Raw genomic sequence first — 17,850 nt, forward strand, 5'->3', positions numbered from 1 at the left:
AAGGGGCTGCGCCACGGCGCATAAGCGCCGTGACGGGATCGATCGCCGGTACGGCCGCATGCCGGCCACAGGCGTAGCATCGACGCCGCGGACCGGTGGCCAGGCCAGAGCCCGCCAATGCGCGACGGCGCGGCGGCGGCGCGGTCGGCGGCGATCATGGCAACGGCGTCGGAGCGAGCATGCGGGACATCGTGCGCGCCGGCTTTTAAGAAGTTTTTAATCGTGCGTGGGCATTGTGCAAACGACGATGCGACCAGGTGACGCAGTACTGGGTATGAACATTTTGTTGGTGGAAGACGACGCGATGCTGGCCGAAGCGGTGCGCGCGGGACTGACCCACGACGGCTGGTGCGTGGAGTGGGTCGCCGATGCGCCCTTGGCCAAGACCGCGCTGGTCGATCACAACTTCGACGCGGTGGTGCTCGATGTCGGCCTGCCCGGCGGCTCCGGCCTGGGCGTGTTGGCGACCCTGCGCAACCGCTACGACGCCACCCCGGTGCTGATCGTGACCGCGCGCGACAAACTCAGCGAACGCATCGCCGGGCTCGATGCCGGCGCCGACGACTACATCGTCAAACCGTTTCAGCTCGACGAGTTGTGCGCGCGCCTGCGCGCGGTGATGCGGCGCAGCCAGGGCCGGGTTTCGCCGGTGCTCAGCTGCGGCGCGGTGGTGCTCGATCCGGCGCGGCGGCTGGTCACCCGCGACGGCGAGCCGGTCGCGCTCAGCGGCCATGAATTCCGCACCTTGATGCTGCTGCTCGAACGCCAGGGCCGGGTGGTCACGCGCGAGCAACTGGAAGAATCGGTGTACGGCAGCTCCGGCACGATCGAGAGCAACACCATCGCGGTGTACGTGCATCAGCTGCGGCGCAAGCTCGGCGAGCAATTGATCGTGACCGTGCACGGTTACGGCTATCGGATCGGCGGAGTGTCGGCATGAGCGCGATCGGCGGCGGCGGCACGCCGACGACGAACGACGCCGGCGCGCCCTCGGCCAGCGAGCACGAGGAAAGCCGCCGCGCGCGCTGGTGCGAACTCGAAGCGCGCCACCGCGCCTGGCACGAGCGCCACGACGTGCGCTTCGACGGCGGCCGTTCGCTGCGCTGGACCCTGACCTGGGTGCTGATCAAGACCGTGCTGCTGGCGTGGTTCGTATGGTTGGCCTGCCAGGTGTGGCAACTCAGCCGCGAGCATTCCGGGATGCTCGACAACTCGCTGCGCGAGATCGCCGAACAGGTGCTCGCCTCGATGCCCGAAGGCCTCGAACGCCTGCCCTCGCGCGATCCCAAGCGCGCCATCGTGCCGGTGAGGGCGGACCAGAAGATGAGCTTCCAGGTCTGGGCGCAGGGCCGCAACGTGGTGTATTCCGCGTCGGCGCCGTTGCAGCCGTTGAACCCCGCGTTCAAGGACGGCTTCGCCCGGCGCATGATCGATGGCGAGCGCTGGCAGGTGTATACGCTCAGCGATGCGCGTCGCGGCCTGATCGTGCAGGTCGGCCGCACCAAGCGCATGGCGATCCAGGAACTGCAGGGCTGGATCATCGGCAGCCTGTTCGCCGCGGCGCTGATCCTGGTGTTGTTCGGATTGGCGACGTGGAAGGTGATCGGCATGGCGCTGCGCCCGATCACCGCGCTGCGCGACACGCTGAAGGGCCGGCCGCCGCTGGACCTCACCCCATTGCCGACCCAGGCCCTGCCGGCCGAGTTCCGGCCGCTGGTCGACGCGTTCAACGATCAGCTCGAACGCGTCGACGCCGCGGTCCAGCACGAGCGCCGCTTCATCTCCGACGCCGCGCACGAGTTGCGCACGCCGCTGGCGGTGCTCAGCACCCATGCCGAACTGGCGCTGCGCGCGACCACATTGGAAGAGAAGAACGCCGCGTTGCTGCGGCTCAACGCCGGCGTGCAGCGCAGCGCGCGCTTGTCGGAGCAGTTGCTGGACCTGGCCCGGCTCGACGCCGGCGCGGAGACGGTGCGGCTGGCGCCGCTGGATCTGTCCGACCTGATCGTGCTGGTGATCCGCGATTTCGAAACCCTCGCGCGCGAACGCCGCCAGCGCATCAGCCTGCGCGCCGGCCCGGCGCGATTGCTTGGCGATGTCGATCAGCTCGGCATCCTGCTGCGCAATCTGATCGACAACGCGGTGCGCCATGCCGGCGCCGACGGTCAGGTCGCGGTGTCGTGCACCGCCGAAGCCGACGGCACCGTGGTGCTGCGCGTGGCCGACAACGGCATCGGCGTGGCGCCGGAGGATTGCGAGCGCATCTTCGACCGTTTCTACCGCGCGCCCGGCAGCCCCGAGGGCGGCAGCGGCATCGGTCTGTCGCTGGTGGCGCGGATCGCCCAGACCCATGGCGCGAAGATCGAATGCGGGCTGGGACTGGAGCGCGGCGCCGAGGACCCGCGCGGGCCGGGGCGCGGGTTTGAGGTGTGTGTGCGGTTTCCGGCTGCGCCTTTGGTGGCGTAGCGATCTGACTGCAAAAGCAAATCCCCCCTAACCCCCCTTTTTCAAAGGGGGGAACGCATTGCGGCGATCTGCCACGACATCGCGCAACCTTCCTATCGGTTCCCCCCTTTGAAAAAGGGGGGCCAGGGGGGATTTGCTTTTAGCCGCAATCGCGACGTTATCCCGCAATTGCGATTCCACGCCCCGCCCCATCCCTACTGACAACAAGCTGGCAGCAGCCCCCGCCCACCATGCCTGCGTGCGATCGGCACAGTGGGGAGCGCGCGATGGACCGGCAACGACGAACAATCCTGCAACTGAGCGCCGGCGCGCCCATCGCCGCGCTGGCCTCGCGCCTGCACGCCGCGGCGCCGAGCCCGGCCGCCGCCGGCCAATCAGCAGCTGACGCGAACACCGCGGCCATCGACGGCCCCCACGACTTCGATTTCTATTTCGGCCGCTGGCAGGTCCACAACCGCCGCTTGGCCAAGCGCCTGGCCGGCAGCAACGATTGGATCGAATTCGACGCCACCGACGAATGCCGCCCGGTGCTCGGCGGCCTGGGCAGCGTCGATCGCTACCGCACCGACTGGAACGGCGGCATCGAAGGCTTCGCCCTGCGCCTGTACCGGCCGCAGACCCGGCAATGGCTGGTGTATTGGGCCAGCGACCGCGACGGCGTGCTCGAAGCTCCGCTGACCGGCGGCTTCCAGGGCGGCGTGGGCGTGTTCGAAGGGCTGGAAGCGCACGACGGCGCGATGTTGCCCTCGCGCGCCACCTGGTCGCGGATCCAGACCGATAGCGTGCACTGGGAACAGGCGCTGTCGCCCGACGGCGGCCGCAGCTGGGAAACCAACTGGGTCATGCGGATGACCCGGATCGCATGAAACGCCGCGCACAACCGCATCGCCACGAGACCGACGCCATGAACGACACCAGCGCGCGCCACGACGGCCGCCACGATTTCGACTTCCTGCACGGCCGCTGGCAGGTGCATAACGAACGCCTGAGCCAACGCCTGGCGGGCTCGGACGATTGGGAGATCTTTCCCGCGCAGCAGACCTGCGAGCCGGTGCTCGGCGGCCTGGGCAACGTCGACGCCTTCCTCAGCGACTGGAACCGGCCCGGCGCGCAGGACACCTTCCAGGGCATGACCTTGCGTCTGTTCAATATCGAACAGCGACAGTGGAGCATCTGGTGGGCCGGCAATCACGACGGCGTGCTGGAACCGCCGGTCAGCGGCGGTTTCGAACGCGACAACGGCGCGCTGCGTGGCGTATTCAATGGCGAACTGGAGCACGACGGGCGTCCGGTGATGGCCCGCTTCGTCTGGAGCGACATCAGCGCCAACACCGCGCACTGGCATCAGGAATTCTCCGCCGACGGCGGCAACAGCTGGGAAACCAACTGGCATATGTGGATGCGCCGCAGCGACGAACACGGCCGCCTGCTGCACGAGGACGCGGTGATCGAGCTGCGCCAGTACCGCATGCAGCCGGGCCGCCGCGACGACCTGATCGAGTTGTTCGAAAACGAATTCATCGAATCGCAGGAAGCGGTCGGCATGCACGTGATCGGCCAGTTCCGCGATCTCGACCACGAGGATCGCTACACCTGGGTGCGCGGGTTTCCGAATCAGGCATTGCGCGCGGCCTCGCTGAGCGCGTTCTACTTCGGGCCGACCTGGAAGCGTCATCGCGATGCGGCCAATGCGACCTTGCTCGACAATGACGACGTGCTGATGCTCAAGCCGGCGTGGCCGGGCGCGGAGTTCGCGGCCGCGGCGCGGGCGCGCGAACCGCGCGGCAGCCGCGCGCTGCCCGATGCGGTGGTCACGATCGGCATCTGCGCCTTGAATGCGCCGGCGCAGGACGGGTTCGCCGACCTGTTCCGTCAGCGTTTCGCGCCGTTGCTGAGCGAACACGGCGCGCGCTTGCACGGCGTGTACGTGACCGATGCCTCGCCGAACGGATTCGCGCGCCTGCCGGTGCGCGAGGGCGAGTCGGTGCTGGTGTGGTTCGCCGGTCATGCAGGCGCCGATGGCATCGCGCGCGTGCAGGCCGATCCGCGCTGGCGCGCGCTGCTGGCCGACGCCTTGCTCGGCGACCTCAAGCAGGCGCCGCAATGGCTGCGTCTGTCGCCGACCGCGCGCTCGGAGTTGCGCGGATGAGCGCGTGGCGGGGATCGCGACGTTCTGCGCGCCGCAACGGGGCCGGGACGGACTGGGACGAGCGCGCGCCAGCGCTTGAGCCGGCGCGCGCGGCGCGGGATCATGCCGCATGCGCCGCGCCGACCGACTGTTCCTGCTGATCCATGCCTTGCGCGGCCGCCGCCATGCGATCACCGCCCAGCAATTGGCGCAGACCCTGGAGGTCTCGCTGCGCACGATCTACCGCGACGTCGCCGACCTGCAACGCTCCGGCGTGCCGATCGAAGGCGAGGCCGGGGTCGGTTATCTGCTGCGCAAGGGCGCGGACATCCCGCCGCTGATGTTCAGTCCCGACGAGCTCGAAGCCCTGGTGGTCGGCAGCCGTTTCGTGCACGCCTTCGGCGGCGAGCGCCTGGGCCGCGGCGCGACCGCGGCCCTGCTCAAGATCGAAGCGGTGCTGCCGGCGGAGCTGCGCGCGCGCAGCGAACGCACGCGGATCTTCGCGCCGCAGCTGGGCAACCGGATCGAATCCAGCGGCCTGATCGATGCGCTGCACGGCGCGGTGCTGGAGCAGCGCGTGCTGCGATTGCTGTACCGCGACGGCGAAGCGCGCGCGAGCGAACGCGACATCGAACCGCTGTGCCTGTCGTTCTGGGGCGGCAGCTGGACCCTGGGCGCATGGTGCCGACTGCGCGAAGACTTCCGCAGCTTCCGGCCCGATCGCATCGTCGAGTACGCCGCCACCGGCGAGGCTTTCGTCGAAACCCGCGAACGGGGCCTGCACGGGTATTTGCGTTCGGTCGGGGCGCAGGGGTTGGACGCTGGGTAAGTCGAGGTATGCGGCGGGGTACGATCCGCGATGTGCGATCCACGATGTCGTTACCAGCCAGCCATCGATGCGGTCGCCTTTATCGCCATCGCCATCGCCATCGCCATAGGCCATCCGCGATCGGCGACCGCCAACCCGTCGAGTCGCAAGCGCCGAATCCCGATCGGCACGCGTCAATCAGCCCACTTTGAAAAAGGGGGCGGCGCGTTGCGTCGGCTGGATGTCCAGCAATAACCAGCCGCGCGGGGGATTCGCTTTTCGCGCGAAGTGGCATCGATCAAGCGAATCAACCCACCCTCAATCAAAACTGATGTACCTGTCGCATAGATACTGAAATGCATCGCGATCCGGTGTGAGGGGACGACCTCAGCGCCAACCCCCACCCTCACCGAATCGCCACCGCCTCCAGCCGCGCCAGCTTGTCGGGATTGCGCATGATGAAGATGTCGCGCAAACGATCGTCCTCGTCGTAGCCGAAACTCACCGCCGCCTCGATCTTGCCGGCGCGTTCCAGGATCACCCCGCGCGAGCCGTTGAGGTCGACAAAGGTCCAGCGGTCGTCGCGGCAGGCCGGATGCAGCACCTGCTCGATGAAACCCAGCACCGCGTCGCGGCCGTGCAGCGCCTGCGCCAGCGCGGTGACCTTGCCGCCGCCGTCGGCGCGCAGGGTGATCTGTTCCGACAGCAGCGCCGCCAGCGGCGCGGTGCGGCCCTCGCTGAGCGCGGTTTCGAACGCGGCCAGCAATTGATCCTGCTGCTCGGCCGGGGTGACGTGGCGGACCTTGGCCTGTTCGACATGGCCGCGCGCGCGTTGCACCAGCTTGCGACAGGCCGCTTCCTCGATATCGAGGATGCGCGCCACGTCCGGATAGGGCTGATCGAAGATCTCGTGCAGCAGATAGGCCGCGCGCTCCTTCGGGGTCAATCGTTCGAGCAGCAGCAGGAACGCGGTCGACAGCGAGGACGCGAGCGACAGTTGCTGCTCGGGCTGGCCGGCGGCTTCGGTGTGGATCGGTTCGGGCAGCCACGAGCCGACGTAGTCCACGCGCGTGCGGTGCGCCGAGCGCAGCAGGTCGATGCAGCGGCGGGTGCAGGCGGTGGTCAGCCAGGCGCCGGGGTTGTCGATGGTGTCGCGATCGGCCGCCTGCCACTTCAGGAAGGTGTCCTGCACCGCGTCCTCGGCGTCGGCGCGCGAGCCGAGGATGCGATAGGCCAGGCCGGTGAGCATCGGCGCGGATTGGGCGAACAGGCGGGCGTCGTCGGAGGCGGTCATGGTCGGTGCGGTGGGGGAGCGGGGGAATGATAGGGGTTGGGGTGTGGGGCGTTTGAGTGCGTGGTCGGTGTTGTGGATGTCCGACGGGTTGGGCGGATCGCTGTTTGCTTGATCGGGGATGAAGTTGCGCGGCGATTGCGGCCCTCACCCCAGCCCTCTCCCGCTTGCGGGAGAGGGAGCAAGGCGGTGCTCAGTGCTTGGAGACCTGCAGGCGGTTCCACAGGTTGATCATCATCACCACCGAGGTGATCGTGCCGATCTGCTTGTCGTCGTAATGCGCGCGCAGCTCGCCGCGCAAGTCGCCGTAATCGGCGCTCGCATCGATCGTGGTCAGCGCTTCGGCCCAGGCCAGGGCGGCGCGTTCGGCGGCGCTGAAGTCCTCGACGTGGCGCCACACGATCAGGCGGTCCAGGCGGTCGTTGCTCTCGCCGTCGGCGCGCGCCTCGCGCAGGTGCATCTTGATGCAGTACGCGCAGCCGTTGATCTGCGAGGCGCGCAGCTGGATCAGGTGATAGATCGCGCGCGGCAGGCTGTTGGCCTCGATCGCGCCCTGGATCGCGGTGTGGACCTTGCCCAGCTGGGTCAGGATCTCGGGGATTTCGCGTTCGTACTTGACCGCTTCATTGGTGCTCATGGTGATGTCCTCTCGGGGTTGGGATTGCCTACACCCTGAGTGACGATCCACCCCGCCGGCCCGTGACATGCCCGGCGAAAAAATTTCGCGGCGACCCGCTCCGCGCCCTCACCCACCCCAGGCCGGGCGGCCCAGCGCTCAGATCACCCGCAAGGTGATCGCCTTCAACACCGCGCGGGTGCGATCGCGGGTGTCGAGTTTTTCCAGGATCACCGACACGTAGTTCTTCACCGTGCCCTCGGCCAGGAACATCGCCCGGGCGATTTCCTTGTTCGAATAGCCGCCGGCCATCAGCCGCAGCACCGACACCTCGCGTTCGGTGAACAGCGCGCGCGGCGCGTCGTCGGCATGGTAGCGGTAGCGCGCGCGCACCGGCTCGGTGCTGACCGGCTGCAACAGGGTTTCGCCGGCGGCGACCCGCGCGATCGCGTCGCGCAGGTCCTCGGGCGCGGCGTCCTTGAGCAGAAAGCCCTGCGCGCCGGCTTCGGTCGCGCGCAGCAGCAGGTCGCTGTCGTCGAAGGTGGTCAGCAGCAGCACCGGGGTGCGGTCGCCGCGTTCGCGCAGTTTGACCAGCGCCTCGATGCCGTCGAGGCCGGGCATGCGGATATCGCTGAGCACCACGTCGACCGGTGTGTCGGCCAATTGATCGAGCAGCGCCTGGCCGTCGTCGGCCTCGAACGCGATCGTCAGGCCCAGGCGTTCTAGCAGCGCGCGCAAGCCCGCGCGGACCAGCATCTGATCATCGGCCAGGGCCAGGCGGATCGGCGTGGAAGGCGTCATGCGGGGCTCGTGGCGGTGCGGGCGGTCAAGGGAAAGCTCGCATCGATGTGCAGCCCGCCGCGCGGGCCGACCTCGATGCCGGCGCGGCCGCCGGCTTCGGCGATGCGTTCGCGCAGGCCCGACAGGCCGTTGCCTTCGCACAGCGCGCCACGCACCCGGCCGTCGTCCTCGATCCGCAGATGCATCGCGGTCGCATCGCGATCGATCCGCACCGTGACCCGCTCGGCCTCGGCGTGGCGCGCGCTGTTGGTCAGCGCTTCCTGCACCACCCGCAGCAGGGTTTCGGCCAGCGCCGGGTCGGTGATTTGCACGTCGTCGGCGATTTCCAGCTGCAGTGTCGGCTTGGGGATCGGCGCGGCCAGCGCGCGCAGCGCGGTCGCCAGGTCCAGCCCGCGGGTGTCGCGCAGCGCCTGGACCACGCCGCGGATGTCGCCGAGCAGTTCGCCGGCCAGTTGCTGCGCGAGCAACACCTCGCGGCGTTGCGCGAAATCGTCTTCGGCGGCGAGCACGCGCAGGTTCAACATCATCGCGGTGAGTTTATGCCCGGCCACGTCGTGCAGCTCGCGCGCCATGCGCAGGCGCTCGGCGTCGCGCGCGCTGTCGGCCAGCAGGGCGCGGGTCGCGAGCAGGTCGGCGTTGACCAGGGCCAGGCGGTCGCGCGCCTGTTCGGCGCTGCGCGCGTAATGCGCGATCAGCGCGGAGAAGGATTGGAAGCCGGCGAAAATGATGGTGATCACCACCGGCGCGGGGCTGCCTGCTTTCAGCAGGATCAAATACAGCGCCAGATTGATCGCGATCGCCAGCGCGATCAGCACGCGCGGCGGATACACCATGGCCAGCTGCGCGACCAGGATCACCAGCAGCGCCGGCGCGGCGCCGCCGCGCGAGGCGAACAGGCACACGGTCAAGGCGCCGGCCGTTTCCAGCGCGAACAGCAAGGCCCGCCAGCGGGCATGGCGGGCCTTGAACGCATCGTGGGCGAGAAAGCAGATCGCGAACACGATCATCGCCGTCCACAGCACCGGCGAACCCTTGTCCTCGTTGAAGCGCAGCGACAACGCCACCGCCAGCCAGGTCAGCACCGCCGGCAGGTTCATGGGTTGCAGCAGGGTCTGGCGCAGCAGCGAGGTCATGCCGGGCATGCTGCGGCGCGGCCACCGCGCTGGCAATGGCTCGCGCGCCGAAAGTGACTTCCGGCAGGTGCAGGTGGTGACCGCCGGGACCTGCCGCGGCGCCGCGTCCGGCCGAGCATGAGCCTGCCCCGGCCCGGTCCGCCGGGTTGGGAATGGATGACATGGAATCGGCTTACGCAATCGTTAAATACCTGCACATCGCGATCGGCGCGGCGGCGCTGATCGGCTTCTGGACGGCCGGCCTGGCGCGCAAGGGCGGCACGCTGCATCGCCGCGCGGGGCAGGTGTTCCTGCTGGCGATGACCGGCATCGTGATCACCGCGGTGCCGATGGCGCTGTACACGCTGCATCGCGGCCATCCGAACACGGCCGCGTTCCTGGGCTATCTGACCGTGATCACCGCGACCGGCACCTGGGCCAGTTGGCGCGCGATCGTCGACAAGCGCGACGTGTACCGCTACACCGGCGCGGTGTTCACCGCGCTGGCGGTGCTGTCGATCGCCTCGGGCGCGGCGATGCTGGCGCTGGGCACGAGCATCCGCGCGCCGCTGTTGATCGGCTTCTCCGTCGTGGGCCTGTATACCGGCTCGGACATGCTGCGCAAACGGCGCCGGCGCGAGCAACTCGCCGCGCGGCCGCGCTGGTGGTTGGTCGAGCATTACACCGCGATGATCGGCAATGGCATCGCCGTGCATATCGCTTTTCTTGGCATCGGCCTGCCGCGCTTGTTGCCGATGGTCGATGGCGCGGCGCTGCATTACCTGGCGTGGTTCGGCCCGCTGGTCACCGCGATCGGCGCCAAGCTGTGGGCCGATCGCCGCTGGGGCCGCGCGGCGACCGCCAAGCCTGCGTCCGACAAAACCGCGCCGCGTCCGGCGCCGGCGCGCGCGAAGACCGAGCCCGCGTAAACGCGGTACAACCCGCGCGGCATCACCGGCGAAGCACATCCCGCGCGAAAGCGACAGTGGCGACGGTTGTGCCGATGGCCGTGTCGAAGTTGCAACCGTTGCGGCGAAGCTTGCATCACAAAGGCAGTCCTCCCGTCACGGCCCACGATATGAACCGAGTCATCGTTCGTCCCGCCCAATGGCTGACCGCGCCGCTGCTGGCCGGCGCCCTGTTCAGTGCGCATGCGGCCGAACCCGCCGCGACCGCCGCCACTACCGCCGCGGCTTCCGATCAGCGTTGCCACGTCGGCGCCTACCGGCTCGACGACGGCAGCGTGGTCGCGGTCACCCAGATGGACAAGCCCACGCAGTTGCGCTGGCGTGCGTTCGACGGCCGCGTCGGCAAGCTGAGCTGGGAAAACGGCCGCTGGGTCGGCACCCGCGGCTGGACCGATCAGCCCGACCCGGTCGCGGTGTCGTTCGGCGATTGCAGCGACGAAGGCATCCGCTACGACGGCCACGCCGGCAAGAAACTCAAGTTCGACATCGTCGACACCAAGTTCGAAGGCAAGGGCGTGAACCTGCGCGGCCGCTTGGTGCTGCCGCAGGGCAAGAGCAAGGTGCCGGTGGTGGTGCTGGTGCATGGTTCGGAAAACTATTCCGGCGTGGATTCGTACTTCCAGCAGTACATGTTCCCGGCCGAAGGCGTGGGCGTGTTCGTCTACGACAAGCGCGGCACCGGCGGTTCCACCGGCAAGTACTCGCAGAATTTCCACGACCTGGCCGACGACGCGTCCTCGGCTCTGCGCGAGGCGCAACGCCTGGGTAGCAAGCGCATCGGCCGGATCGGTTTCCACGGCGGCAGCCAGGGCGGCTGGGTCGCGCCGCTGGCGGCGAGCAAGACGCCGCAGGCGAGCTTCGTGTTCGTCGGCTTCGGCCTGACCGACGGTGTGCTGGCCGAGGACCGCGACCAGGTCGCGCTGGACCTGCGCGCGGCCGGTTTCGGCGATGCGGAGACCTTGCGCAAGGCGCGCGAGGTCAGCGACGTCACCGGTTTGATCGCCTCGACCAGCGGCAAGCGCGGATACGACCAACTCGATGCCTTGCGCAAGAAGTACCAGGGCGAGCCGTGGTGGAAGGCGCTCAAGGGCGAGTACAGCGGCTTGATCGCCTCGCACACGCGCGAGGAAGCGCTGGCCGAACTGGCCAAGTTCGATTTCGAAGTGAGCTGGGATTACGACCCGATGCCGGTGCTGCGCAGCCTGAAGACGCCGCAGCTGTGGATCGTCGGCGGCGACGATGTCGAAGCGCCGTCGGCCGATACGCAAAAGCGCCTGACCGAGCTGGGCGAAGCCGGCCGTCCGATCACCTCGGTGGTGTTCCCGCAGGCCGATCACGGCATCCTGGAATTCGAAAAGGACGCCAAGGGCGAGCGTAAGTACACCCGCATCGCGGAGGGGTATATCCGCATGCAGCTGGATTGGATCAAGCACGGGACGTTGAAGGGCTGGCCGTATGGGCAGGCCAGGCAGTTGGCGGGGCCGAAGTAATTTCGATCAGCAACACCGCTTGTCTCCCTCTCCCGCTTGCGGGAGAGGGCTGGGGTGAGGGCAAGCACGAAGCGTGATCGCAACGACGCGCCGATGGCGCCCCTCACCCTAACCCTCTCCCGCAAGCGGGAGAGGGAACTGTTCGCGGCGATTGGATAAACCCCAACCCCCGTTACAGTTTCACGTCACCCATCATGCCGATTCGTCATGACGAAGTTCCGCTTCGTCAGCGCCGCTTTACGAAGCGGTAACCCCGCCTTTACGCATGCACTCACGCGATCCACTAGAACGGTGACTCCTCAATCGCGTCGCGGAGCCCAGTCATGCGGATCACCATCGTCGGAGCGGGTTTCAGCGGCAGCGCGCTCGCCAGCGAACTGGCGCGGCAAGCCGGGCCGGGCGTCGAGTTGTGTCTGGTCGGCGTGGCCGACAGTTATGGTCGCGGCGTCGCCTACGGCGAAGCGCGGCCCGAGCATCTGCTCAACGTGCGCGCCAGCGATCTGGGCGCGACGCCCGATCAGCCCGGCGGTTTCGCCGATTGGCTCAACCTGACCGATCGCGCGCGCGGCAGTTATCTGCCGCGTCTGTTGTACGGCGAATACCTGCACGCGCAATTGCAGACCGCGGTCGCCGGCAGCACCGCGGGCTTCAGTCAGATCCGCCACGAAGCGATCGCGGTGGAACGCGCGTCGGCCGGGTTCCGCGTGCATCTGGCCGACGGCAGCGATTTCGTCAGCGACCGGGTGGTGCTCGCGGTCGGCGCGCTGCCGCCGCAACCCTTGCCCGGGGTCGGCCCGCGTCTGGCGATTCATCCCAGTTACCTCGGCTGGCCGTGGCAGGACGGGGCGATCGATGCGATCGCGCCGGATGCGCGGCTGCTGATCGTCGGCACCGGCCTGACCATGGCCGACGTGGTGGTGACCTTGCAACGGCGCGGCCATCGCGGGCCGATCGTCGCGCTGTCGCGGCACGGCCTGTTGCCGCGCGCGCACGGCGAGTATCCGCCCGAAACCATCGCGCTGCCGCCAGCGGTGTTGCAGGCGCTGGAGACGCACGCGCCGCGCGAACTGCTGCGCGCCTTGCGCACCTTGTCGCCGGTGGTCGCCGACTGGCGCAGCCTGATCGACGCGCTGCGGCCGCACCTGCAATCGTTCTGGCACGGTATGCCCACGCCGCAGCGCGCGAGTTTTCTGCGCCATCTGCGTTCGTACTGGGAGGTGGCGCGACATCGGATCGCGCCGCAACTGGCGCAGGAGTTGCAGGCGCTGCAAGACAGCGGGCAGTTGCGGATCCGCGCCGGCCGCCTGCTGCGCGCGCGCCGCGGCGACGACGCGGTCGAGGCGCTGATCCGCGAACGCGGCGGCACCACCCTGCGCAACGAGCACTACGACCTGTTGATCCGCGCCACCGGCCTGGACACCGATGTCGAACGCAGCACCCATCCCTTGATCGCGCATTTGCGCGAATCGGGTCTGGTCGCGGCCGATCCGCTGGGCCTGGGCCTGAAGACCTCCGATCGTTTCGAAATCCTCGACGCCAAGGGCGGCGCGGTGCGCGGGTTGTTCGCGATCGGGCCGCTGCTGCGCGCGCAGCTGTGGGAGATCACCGCGGTGCCCGAGCTGCGCAAGGCGGCGCGGGATCTGGCCACGCAGTTGCTGGCGAGCTCGTCGTCGGTGCGCGCCGCGCCGCGGGAGCGCGCGGCGATCGCCTGATGCGGCGGTTCGCGCGCGCCGCGATCGGTCGATAAGGCGCCGATCGCGTCGTATCGCACGGACCTTGTACGGGCCGGCGCCCACGCGCACCGGCCGCGAGTGACTTCCGGCAGGTCGAATCGGTGACCGCCGGGACTGGGGCGCGGGCGTCGCGCGAACGAGCATGGTCGACATACAGCAGCGAGTCCTCGTCCACCGCATCCGCGCCGGACGCGGACTTGCCGCTACCGCCGCCACGCTCCGCCGCCGAGATCCCGCCATGAACGCCATCCTGCAAGGAACCCCGGTCTGGGTGTTCGCCCTGTTCTTCGTCCTGGTCTGGCTCGGCGCCAAGCGCCTGCGTCCGCACACCACGCCGCTGGCGCGGGTGTGGACGGTGCCGGCGATCTTCATCGTCTGGGGCTTGTCGGGATTGGCCGCGCACAACGGCGCATCGCTGCAGATCGCCGCGCATTGGCTGCTCGGCGCCCTGGTCGGCGCGGCGTTGGGGGCGTGGTCGCTGTCGCCCGGGCGCCTGCAGTTCGATCATCGCAACCGGTTGGTGCGCCAGCCCGGCAGCGCGCTGCCGTTGCTGCGCAATCTGGCGATCTTCTTCGGCCATTACGCCTTGCAAGTGTTCGCGGCGACCCATCCGCAGATGCGCGACAGCGCGATGAGCTGGGATCTGTACGTGTCGGGCTTCAGCGCCGGCTTCTTCATCGGCTGGGCGATCCGCTTCGTGCTGGGATTGCGGCGTGCGCCGCAGACGGATCTGCTGGTCGGCGCGGTTTGAGATCGGGCTGGCGCCGGCCGGCGATGTGATTTCGTCGATGTCGGAACGAACCACGTCGTAGTCGACGCCGCCGCCGCAAGCCCCCGCGATTGCGCAACAACGCAAACGTCAGCGTCGCAGTTCGTGCTTCGCAAAGACTGCAATGCGATGCATGTCGCGGTGAACAGGCGTGGCCCCGACACGCTTTGCTCACAGCGCCGCAGCGCTCACGACCGGACCCACAAGCGCGCCATCAAACCTCGACCGTCGCCGCATACGGCCGTTCCACCGGCAGCAGCGCCTTGGCCTCGTCCAGGCGATCGGCCTGGACCAGCGCATGAATCCGATGCGCCAGCGGCGTCACCTCTTCGATCCGGCGAGTCCATTGATCGGCATACCGCGGCACCGCCTCGCCGCTGAGGCCGATCTGGATCGCGCGGTACGGCAGCGCGCCCAGGCGCAGGCTGCGTTCGGGGTCCCATTGGATGCGCACCGGCGTGGCCTCCTTGTAGCGCTTCCATTCCGAAGCGCTCATCGACGGATCCGGATGCGAGGGGCAGCTGTGGGCCAGCGCCCATTCGAAGCCGGCGCGGTCGAGGTCGATGGCGAGGATGCGGCGCTGGTTGTCGTCTTTGTAGCCCCAGCCGGCGCGGTACATCATCCACAGGAACGAGGGCTTGATCCAGGTCATGCGCGAGCGCGAGAACGGCGCGACGAAGCGGCCGTGGGCGAGCGCGGCGTCGGCGATCTGGTCGCAATAGGCCTGGTAGACGCGGATCGTGGTGTCGTCGTGGACGGCGCGGATCTGCTGGTAGGGGATCTGTTGATCGGGAGCCGCGGTGTCGCCGCGGGTTGAGGCCGCACCCATGTGCGGGGTCTTGCTCGGGTTGTCGTCGTTCATTGCGCGAAAGTCTAGCGCGCATCAACCGAATGTAGGAGCGGCGTAAGCCGCGACCGCGACATCGCCCCTACATCGGTGCCGACGTCGTAGCTGCGATGTCGCGGTCGCGGCTTGCGCCGCTCCTACAGAGGGAAACGGGACTAGACGTCGCCGTCCTGCAGCCAGCCTTCGCCGTTGCCGCGCTGGAACACGCTGTCGGTCGCCAGCACGTCGCCGGCCGGGATCGAATCCTGCGTGGCCAGGCGCTGATAGATCGGGGTGAAATCCGGCTCGGTCGCGCGCATCAGCTGTTCGAAGCTGTCGATGACGAAGTAGGTCTTCTGGAAGGTGTCGATGCGGTAGCGGGTGCGCATGACCCGCTCGAGATCGAAACCGATCCGGTTCGGTGCCGGCGATTCCAGGCTGTGGATCGATTCGCTCTTGGACGAGACGATGCCGCTGCCGTAGATGCGCAGCCCGTCGGCCTGCTTGATCAGGCCGAATTCGACCGTGTACCAGTACAGCCGGGTCAGGTGCACCAGCGCTTCGGGATCGATGGCGTGCGCCTTCACCCCGCCGCGGCCGTAGGCTTCCATGTAGTCGGCGAAGACCGGATTCATCAGCAGCGGCACGTGGCCGAACAGGTCGTGGAACAGGTCCGGTTCGCTGAGGTAGTCGATCTGTTCGGGCTTGCGGATCCACCAGGTCACCGGGAAACGGCGGTTGGCCAGGTGATCGAAGAAGGTCAGCTCGGGCAGCAGGCCTTCCACGCCGATCAGCTCCCAGCCGGTGTGCGCGCGCAGCACCCGGTTGAGGTCGTCGAACTTCGGAATGCGGTCGGGCGTCATCTGCATCGCGCGCTGCGCGGTCAGGAACTCGTCGCTGGCGCGGCCGATCAGCACCTGCTGCTGGCGCTCGAACAGCTGCGCCCACACCGCATGGTCCGCGCTCGAATACGACGCCCACGGCTGTTCGACCACGGCGGTCGTATAGACCGGCACATAGCCCTTGTCGGTGAGTTGGTGTTCGACGCGTTGCGGGGTGGCGGGGTTCATGGCGGTGTCGCTCCTGGGCCCGGGCAGTGACAGGCCGGGGTCTATCGACTTTAACCGCGCTCAGGCGCAATTAGCTTGCGTTGTTGCGTGTCCTGGCCGGTCTGGCGCAAGATTGTTGCGTCATAATCCGAAAGGGCGCTGAAAATGGCCACCGTCGAACTGGACCGTACCGACATCGTCGTGCTGGCCGAATTGCAGCGCAACGGCCGCCTGACCAATGCCGAGCTGGCCGAGCGCGTGCACCTGTCGGCCTCGGCCTGCCTGCGCCGGGTGCAGCGGCTGGAACGCGAAGGGGTGATCTCCGGTTACCGCGCCGAGGTCGACCCGGTGCGGCTGGACCTGGGCCTGCAGGCCTTCGTGCGGGTGCGCCTGGGCCGCCACGACAGCGAGGCGGTCGGCGCCTTCGCCGAGTTCGTCGAAACCTGGGACGAGGTGGTCGCCTGCTACGCGCTGACCGGCGACATGGACTATCTGCTGCAGATCGTGGTGCGCGACCTGGAGCATCTGTCGCGCTTCCTGCTCGACCGCCTGCTCAACCAGGCCGGCGGCGCCGACATCAATTCCAGCCTGGTGCTGCGCACGGTCAAGGCCTTCAAGGGCCTGCCGCTGCCGTCGCGCTGACGGCAGCGGCGGCGCCGGATCAGCCCGCGTGGGCGCTGCGTTCGGGCGCGGTTTCGCTGGGTTGTTCGTGCTCGGGTGCGTCGGCGGGTTCGGAATGTTCGACCGGCGGCTGGTCGATGTCGAGCGGGACTTCCAGGCGATCGTTCGTGTCCTGATCCGATTCGCCCGCGGCGCCGGCGCCGCCGAGCAGATCGATGCGATCGCCGCTGGCGTCGATCGCCAACTCGATCAGCGAGTACGTCCAGCGATCGGCCTCGCGCTCGCCCTTGATGTAGACGCGGCCGCTGCCCTTCGGGCCCTTGAGCGGCATCGACAGATCGGCGTGGCCGCTGGAATTGTCGGTCTGCAGGGTGCCGTTGATCATCATGCCCGGTTCCAGCGGCGTGCCGAGCGCGGCGACCGCGGCCGGATTGGCCTGCGCCAGCGCGATCGCGTGGCGGACCGGTTCGCTGGAGCCCATCAGGCTCGACACGCCCTTGATGCCCAGACCGATCAGGCCGAACAGCAGCAGCCCGGCGAGCAGGATCACGGTCAGGCAGCCGGTGGGCACGAACCATTTCCAGTTACGACTCCACCAGCCGGGGTTGGGACGGTCGTTCATCGCGGACTCCTTGTGATCGATAGGCGGGCAGTGTCGCTGCATGTGGGGTGGGATGCCACCTTTGGGGAATGGGGAATGGGGAAACGGGGAACGGGTGACGGGCGAACGATGCGTGCATCGGCCTGAGTGGCGTGGCGAAACGCGTTGATGCAGTTAGGCGCGGAAGTAACGCTTGGTGCATCGACACCGCCAAGCGCGACATCACCGCATGCGCTAACAACTCCACCCGAAGGATTCCCCCCTTTGAAAAAGGGGGGCAGGGGGGATTTGCTCTTGCTCGCACGTCGCCGTTGACCATCAAGGCGACAGCAACAGCAACAGCAACAGCAACAGCAACAGCAACACCAACAGCAAATCCCCCGCGCTACCAACAGCATCGGTTCTTCGACCTACGCCGGGCGCTGGCCCCCTTTGTCAAAGGGGGCGAAAGACCGTGGCTTCGTTGTTCGGGCCCGCACATCGCGTGGCCGTGCGATCGCTCACGACCGGTCAAGACATTTCGCTATTGATCGAACGCGGTGAAAAATCGTGGCTCGTGGCTTAGGCACGT

General features: G+C 68.2%; 17 protein-coding genes and 1 pseudogene. 11 read left to right on the forward strand and 7 right to left on the reverse strand.

Annotation, left to right across the window (positions count from 1 at the left end):
• The first annotated feature begins 274 nt into the window (after positions 1-274).
• The 6 genes from IEQ11_RS00245 to IEQ11_RS00270 all read left to right on the forward strand — a co-directional run bounded on the left by IEQ11_RS00245 (position 275) and on the right by IEQ11_RS00270 (position 5,657).
• A complete protein-coding gene (locus tag IEQ11_RS00245; protein WP_036103392.1) occupies positions 275-940 on the forward strand; it encodes a response regulator transcription factor in 666 nt (221 codons plus the stop codon).
• A complete protein-coding gene (locus tag IEQ11_RS00250; RefSeq protein ID WP_191823475.1) occupies positions 937-2,466 on the forward strand; it encodes an ATP-binding protein in 1,530 nt (509 codons plus the stop codon). The genes IEQ11_RS00245 and IEQ11_RS00250 overlap by 4 nt, the downstream gene beginning before the upstream one ends.
• 266 nt (positions 2,467-2,732) lie before the next feature.
• Positions 2,733-3,332, forward strand: a complete 600-nt coding sequence (locus IEQ11_RS00255; protein ID WP_191823474.1) for a hypothetical protein — start codon at positions 2,733-2,735, stop codon at positions 3,330-3,332.
• A gap of 38 nt (positions 3,333-3,370) precedes the next feature.
• Positions 3,371-4,615, forward strand: coding sequence for an NIPSNAP family protein (locus IEQ11_RS00260; protein ID WP_191823473.1), 1,245 nt, complete (start codon positions 3,371-3,373; stop codon positions 4,613-4,615).
• Between the two features lie 109 nt (positions 4,616-4,724).
• Positions 4,725-5,423, forward strand: coding sequence for a helix-turn-helix transcriptional regulator (locus IEQ11_RS00265; protein ID WP_191823472.1), 699 nt, complete (start codon positions 4,725-4,727; stop codon positions 5,421-5,423).
• Between the two features lie 30 nt (positions 5,424-5,453).
• Positions 5,454-5,657 carry a hypothetical protein gene (locus IEQ11_RS00270; protein ID WP_191823471.1) on the forward strand — a complete coding sequence of 68 codons (204 nt, stop codon included), beginning with the start codon at positions 5,454-5,456 and terminating at the stop codon, positions 5,655-5,657.
• A gap of 151 nt (positions 5,658-5,808) precedes the next feature.
• On the opposite strand, the gene sigJ is transcribed toward IEQ11_RS00270, so the two are convergent.
• The 4 genes and pseudogenes from sigJ to IEQ11_RS00290 all read right to left on the reverse strand — a co-directional run bounded on the left by sigJ (position 5,809) and on the right by IEQ11_RS00290 (position 9,406).
• Positions 5,809-6,696, reverse strand: a complete 888-nt coding sequence (gene sigJ, locus IEQ11_RS00275; protein WP_036103399.1) for an RNA polymerase sigma factor SigJ — start codon at positions 6,694-6,696, stop codon at positions 5,809-5,811.
• Positions 6,697-6,886: 190 nt separating this feature from the next.
• Complete coding sequence (locus tag IEQ11_RS00280; protein ID WP_191823470.1) at positions 6,887-7,330, reverse strand: carboxymuconolactone decarboxylase family protein; 444 nt, start codon at positions 7,328-7,330, stop codon at positions 6,887-6,889.
• Between the two features lie 138 nt (positions 7,331-7,468).
• Entirely contained in the window at positions 7,469-8,110 is a 642-nt protein-coding gene (locus tag IEQ11_RS00285) for a response regulator transcription factor (RefSeq protein ID WP_191823469.1), read from the reverse strand.
• Positions 8,107-9,406, reverse strand: a pseudogene (locus tag IEQ11_RS00290) (sensor histidine kinase). Before IEQ11_RS00290 ends, IEQ11_RS00285 begins: the two are co-directional and overlap by 4 nt.
• On the opposite strand from IEQ11_RS00290, the gene IEQ11_RS00295 reads away from it, so the two are divergent.
• The 4 genes from IEQ11_RS00295 to IEQ11_RS00310 all read left to right on the forward strand — a co-directional run bounded on the left by IEQ11_RS00295 (position 9,405) and on the right by IEQ11_RS00310 (position 14,164).
• Entirely contained in the window at positions 9,405-10,151 is a 747-nt protein-coding gene (locus IEQ11_RS00295; protein ID WP_191823467.1) for a hypothetical protein, read from the forward strand. The pseudogene IEQ11_RS00290 and the gene IEQ11_RS00295 overlap by 2 nt on opposite strands.
• Positions 10,152-10,300: 149 nt before the next feature.
• On the forward strand, positions 10,301-11,680 hold the full coding sequence (locus IEQ11_RS00300) for an alpha/beta hydrolase family protein (RefSeq protein WP_191823466.1): 1,380 nt from the start codon (positions 10,301-10,303) through the stop codon (positions 11,678-11,680).
• A 323-nt stretch (positions 11,681-12,003) separates the two neighbouring features.
• Positions 12,004-13,392 carry an FAD/NAD(P)-binding protein gene (locus tag IEQ11_RS00305; RefSeq protein WP_191823465.1) on the forward strand — a complete coding sequence of 463 codons (1,389 nt, stop codon included), beginning with the start codon at positions 12,004-12,006 and terminating at the stop codon, positions 13,390-13,392.
• A gap of 163 nt (positions 13,393-13,555) precedes the next feature.
• Positions 13,556-14,164: a DUF6622 family protein gene (locus IEQ11_RS00310; protein WP_343226517.1), complete on the forward strand. Its 609-nt coding sequence runs from the start codon at positions 13,556-13,558 to the stop codon at positions 14,162-14,164.
• A gap of 232 nt (positions 14,165-14,396) precedes the next feature.
• Here the strand turns inward: IEQ11_RS00310 and IEQ11_RS00315 are convergent, their stop codons facing one another.
• On the reverse strand, positions 14,397-15,011 hold the full coding sequence (locus IEQ11_RS00315; protein WP_051546975.1) for a DUF4291 domain-containing protein: 615 nt from the start codon (positions 15,009-15,011) through the stop codon (positions 14,397-14,399).
• A 173-nt stretch (positions 15,012-15,184) separates the two neighbouring features.
• A complete protein-coding gene (phhA, locus tag IEQ11_RS00320) occupies positions 15,185-16,078 on the reverse strand; it encodes a phenylalanine 4-monooxygenase (protein ID WP_046658592.1) in 894 nt (297 codons plus the stop codon).
• 144 nt (positions 16,079-16,222) lie between these two features.
• Between phhA and IEQ11_RS00325 the strand changes: the two genes are divergently transcribed.
• Complete coding sequence (locus tag IEQ11_RS00325; RefSeq protein WP_046658593.1) at positions 16,223-16,699, forward strand: Lrp/AsnC family transcriptional regulator; 477 nt, start codon at positions 16,223-16,225, stop codon at positions 16,697-16,699.
• 19 nt (positions 16,700-16,718) lie between these two features.
• Here the strand turns inward: IEQ11_RS00325 and IEQ11_RS00330 are convergent, their stop codons facing one another.
• On the reverse strand, positions 16,719-17,300 hold the full coding sequence (locus IEQ11_RS00330; RefSeq protein ID WP_191823463.1) for a cytochrome c oxidase assembly factor Coa1 family protein: 582 nt from the start codon (positions 17,298-17,300) through the stop codon (positions 16,719-16,721).
• Positions 17,301-17,850 lie beyond the last annotated feature (550 nt).

Source organism: Lysobacter capsici (assembly GCF_014779555.2).
Lineage (GTDB): Bacteria > Pseudomonadota > Gammaproteobacteria > Xanthomonadales > Xanthomonadaceae > Lysobacter > Lysobacter capsici.

Excerpts from the sequence above, each read along its gene's own strand:
- IEQ11_RS00295 (WP_191823467.1), top strand. The coding sequence starts at position 9,405 with ATGGAATCGGCTTACGCAATCGTTAAATACCTGCACATCGCGATCGGC.
- IEQ11_RS00250 (WP_191823475.1), top strand. The coding sequence starts at position 937 with ATGAGCGCGATCGGCGGCGGCGGCACGCCGACGACGAACGACGCCGGC.
- IEQ11_RS00280 (WP_191823470.1), bottom strand. The coding sequence starts at position 7,330 with ATGAGCACCAATGAAGCGGTCAAGTACGAACGCGAAATCCCCGAGATC.
- IEQ11_RS00255 (WP_191823474.1), top strand. The coding sequence starts at position 2,733 with ATGGACCGGCAACGACGAACAATCCTGCAACTGAGCGCCGGCGCGCCC.
- phhA (WP_046658592.1), bottom strand. The coding sequence starts at position 16,078 with ATGAACCCCGCCACCCCGCAACGCGTCGAACACCAACTCACCGACAAG.
- IEQ11_RS00305 (WP_191823465.1), top strand. The coding sequence starts at position 12,004 with ATGCGGATCACCATCGTCGGAGCGGGTTTCAGCGGCAGCGCGCTCGCC.
- IEQ11_RS00285 (WP_191823469.1), bottom strand. The coding sequence starts at position 8,110 with ATGACGCCTTCCACGCCGATCCGCCTGGCCCTGGCCGATGATCAGATG.
- IEQ11_RS00270 (WP_191823471.1), top strand. The coding sequence starts at position 5,454 with ATGTGCGATCCACGATGTCGTTACCAGCCAGCCATCGATGCGGTCGCC.
- IEQ11_RS00310 (WP_343226517.1), top strand. The coding sequence starts at position 13,556 with ATGGTCGACATACAGCAGCGAGTCCTCGTCCACCGCATCCGCGCCGGA.
- IEQ11_RS00330 (WP_191823463.1), bottom strand. The coding sequence starts at position 17,300 with ATGAACGACCGTCCCAACCCCGGCTGGTGGAGTCGTAACTGGAAATGG.
- IEQ11_RS00325 (WP_046658593.1), top strand. The coding sequence starts at position 16,223 with ATGGCCACCGTCGAACTGGACCGTACCGACATCGTCGTGCTGGCCGAA.
- IEQ11_RS00260 (WP_191823473.1), top strand. The coding sequence starts at position 3,371 with ATGAACGACACCAGCGCGCGCCACGACGGCCGCCACGATTTCGACTTC.
- sigJ (WP_036103399.1), bottom strand. The coding sequence starts at position 6,696 with ATGACCGCCTCCGACGACGCCCGCCTGTTCGCCCAATCCGCGCCGATG.
- IEQ11_RS00300 (WP_191823466.1), top strand. The coding sequence starts at position 10,301 with ATGAACCGAGTCATCGTTCGTCCCGCCCAATGGCTGACCGCGCCGCTG.
- IEQ11_RS00265 (WP_191823472.1), top strand. The coding sequence starts at position 4,725 with ATGCGCCGCGCCGACCGACTGTTCCTGCTGATCCATGCCTTGCGCGGC.
- IEQ11_RS00315 (WP_051546975.1), bottom strand. The coding sequence starts at position 15,011 with ATGGGTGCGGCCTCAACCCGCGGCGACACCGCGGCTCCCGATCAACAG.
- IEQ11_RS00245 (WP_036103392.1), top strand. The coding sequence starts at position 275 with ATGAACATTTTGTTGGTGGAAGACGACGCGATGCTGGCCGAAGCGGTG.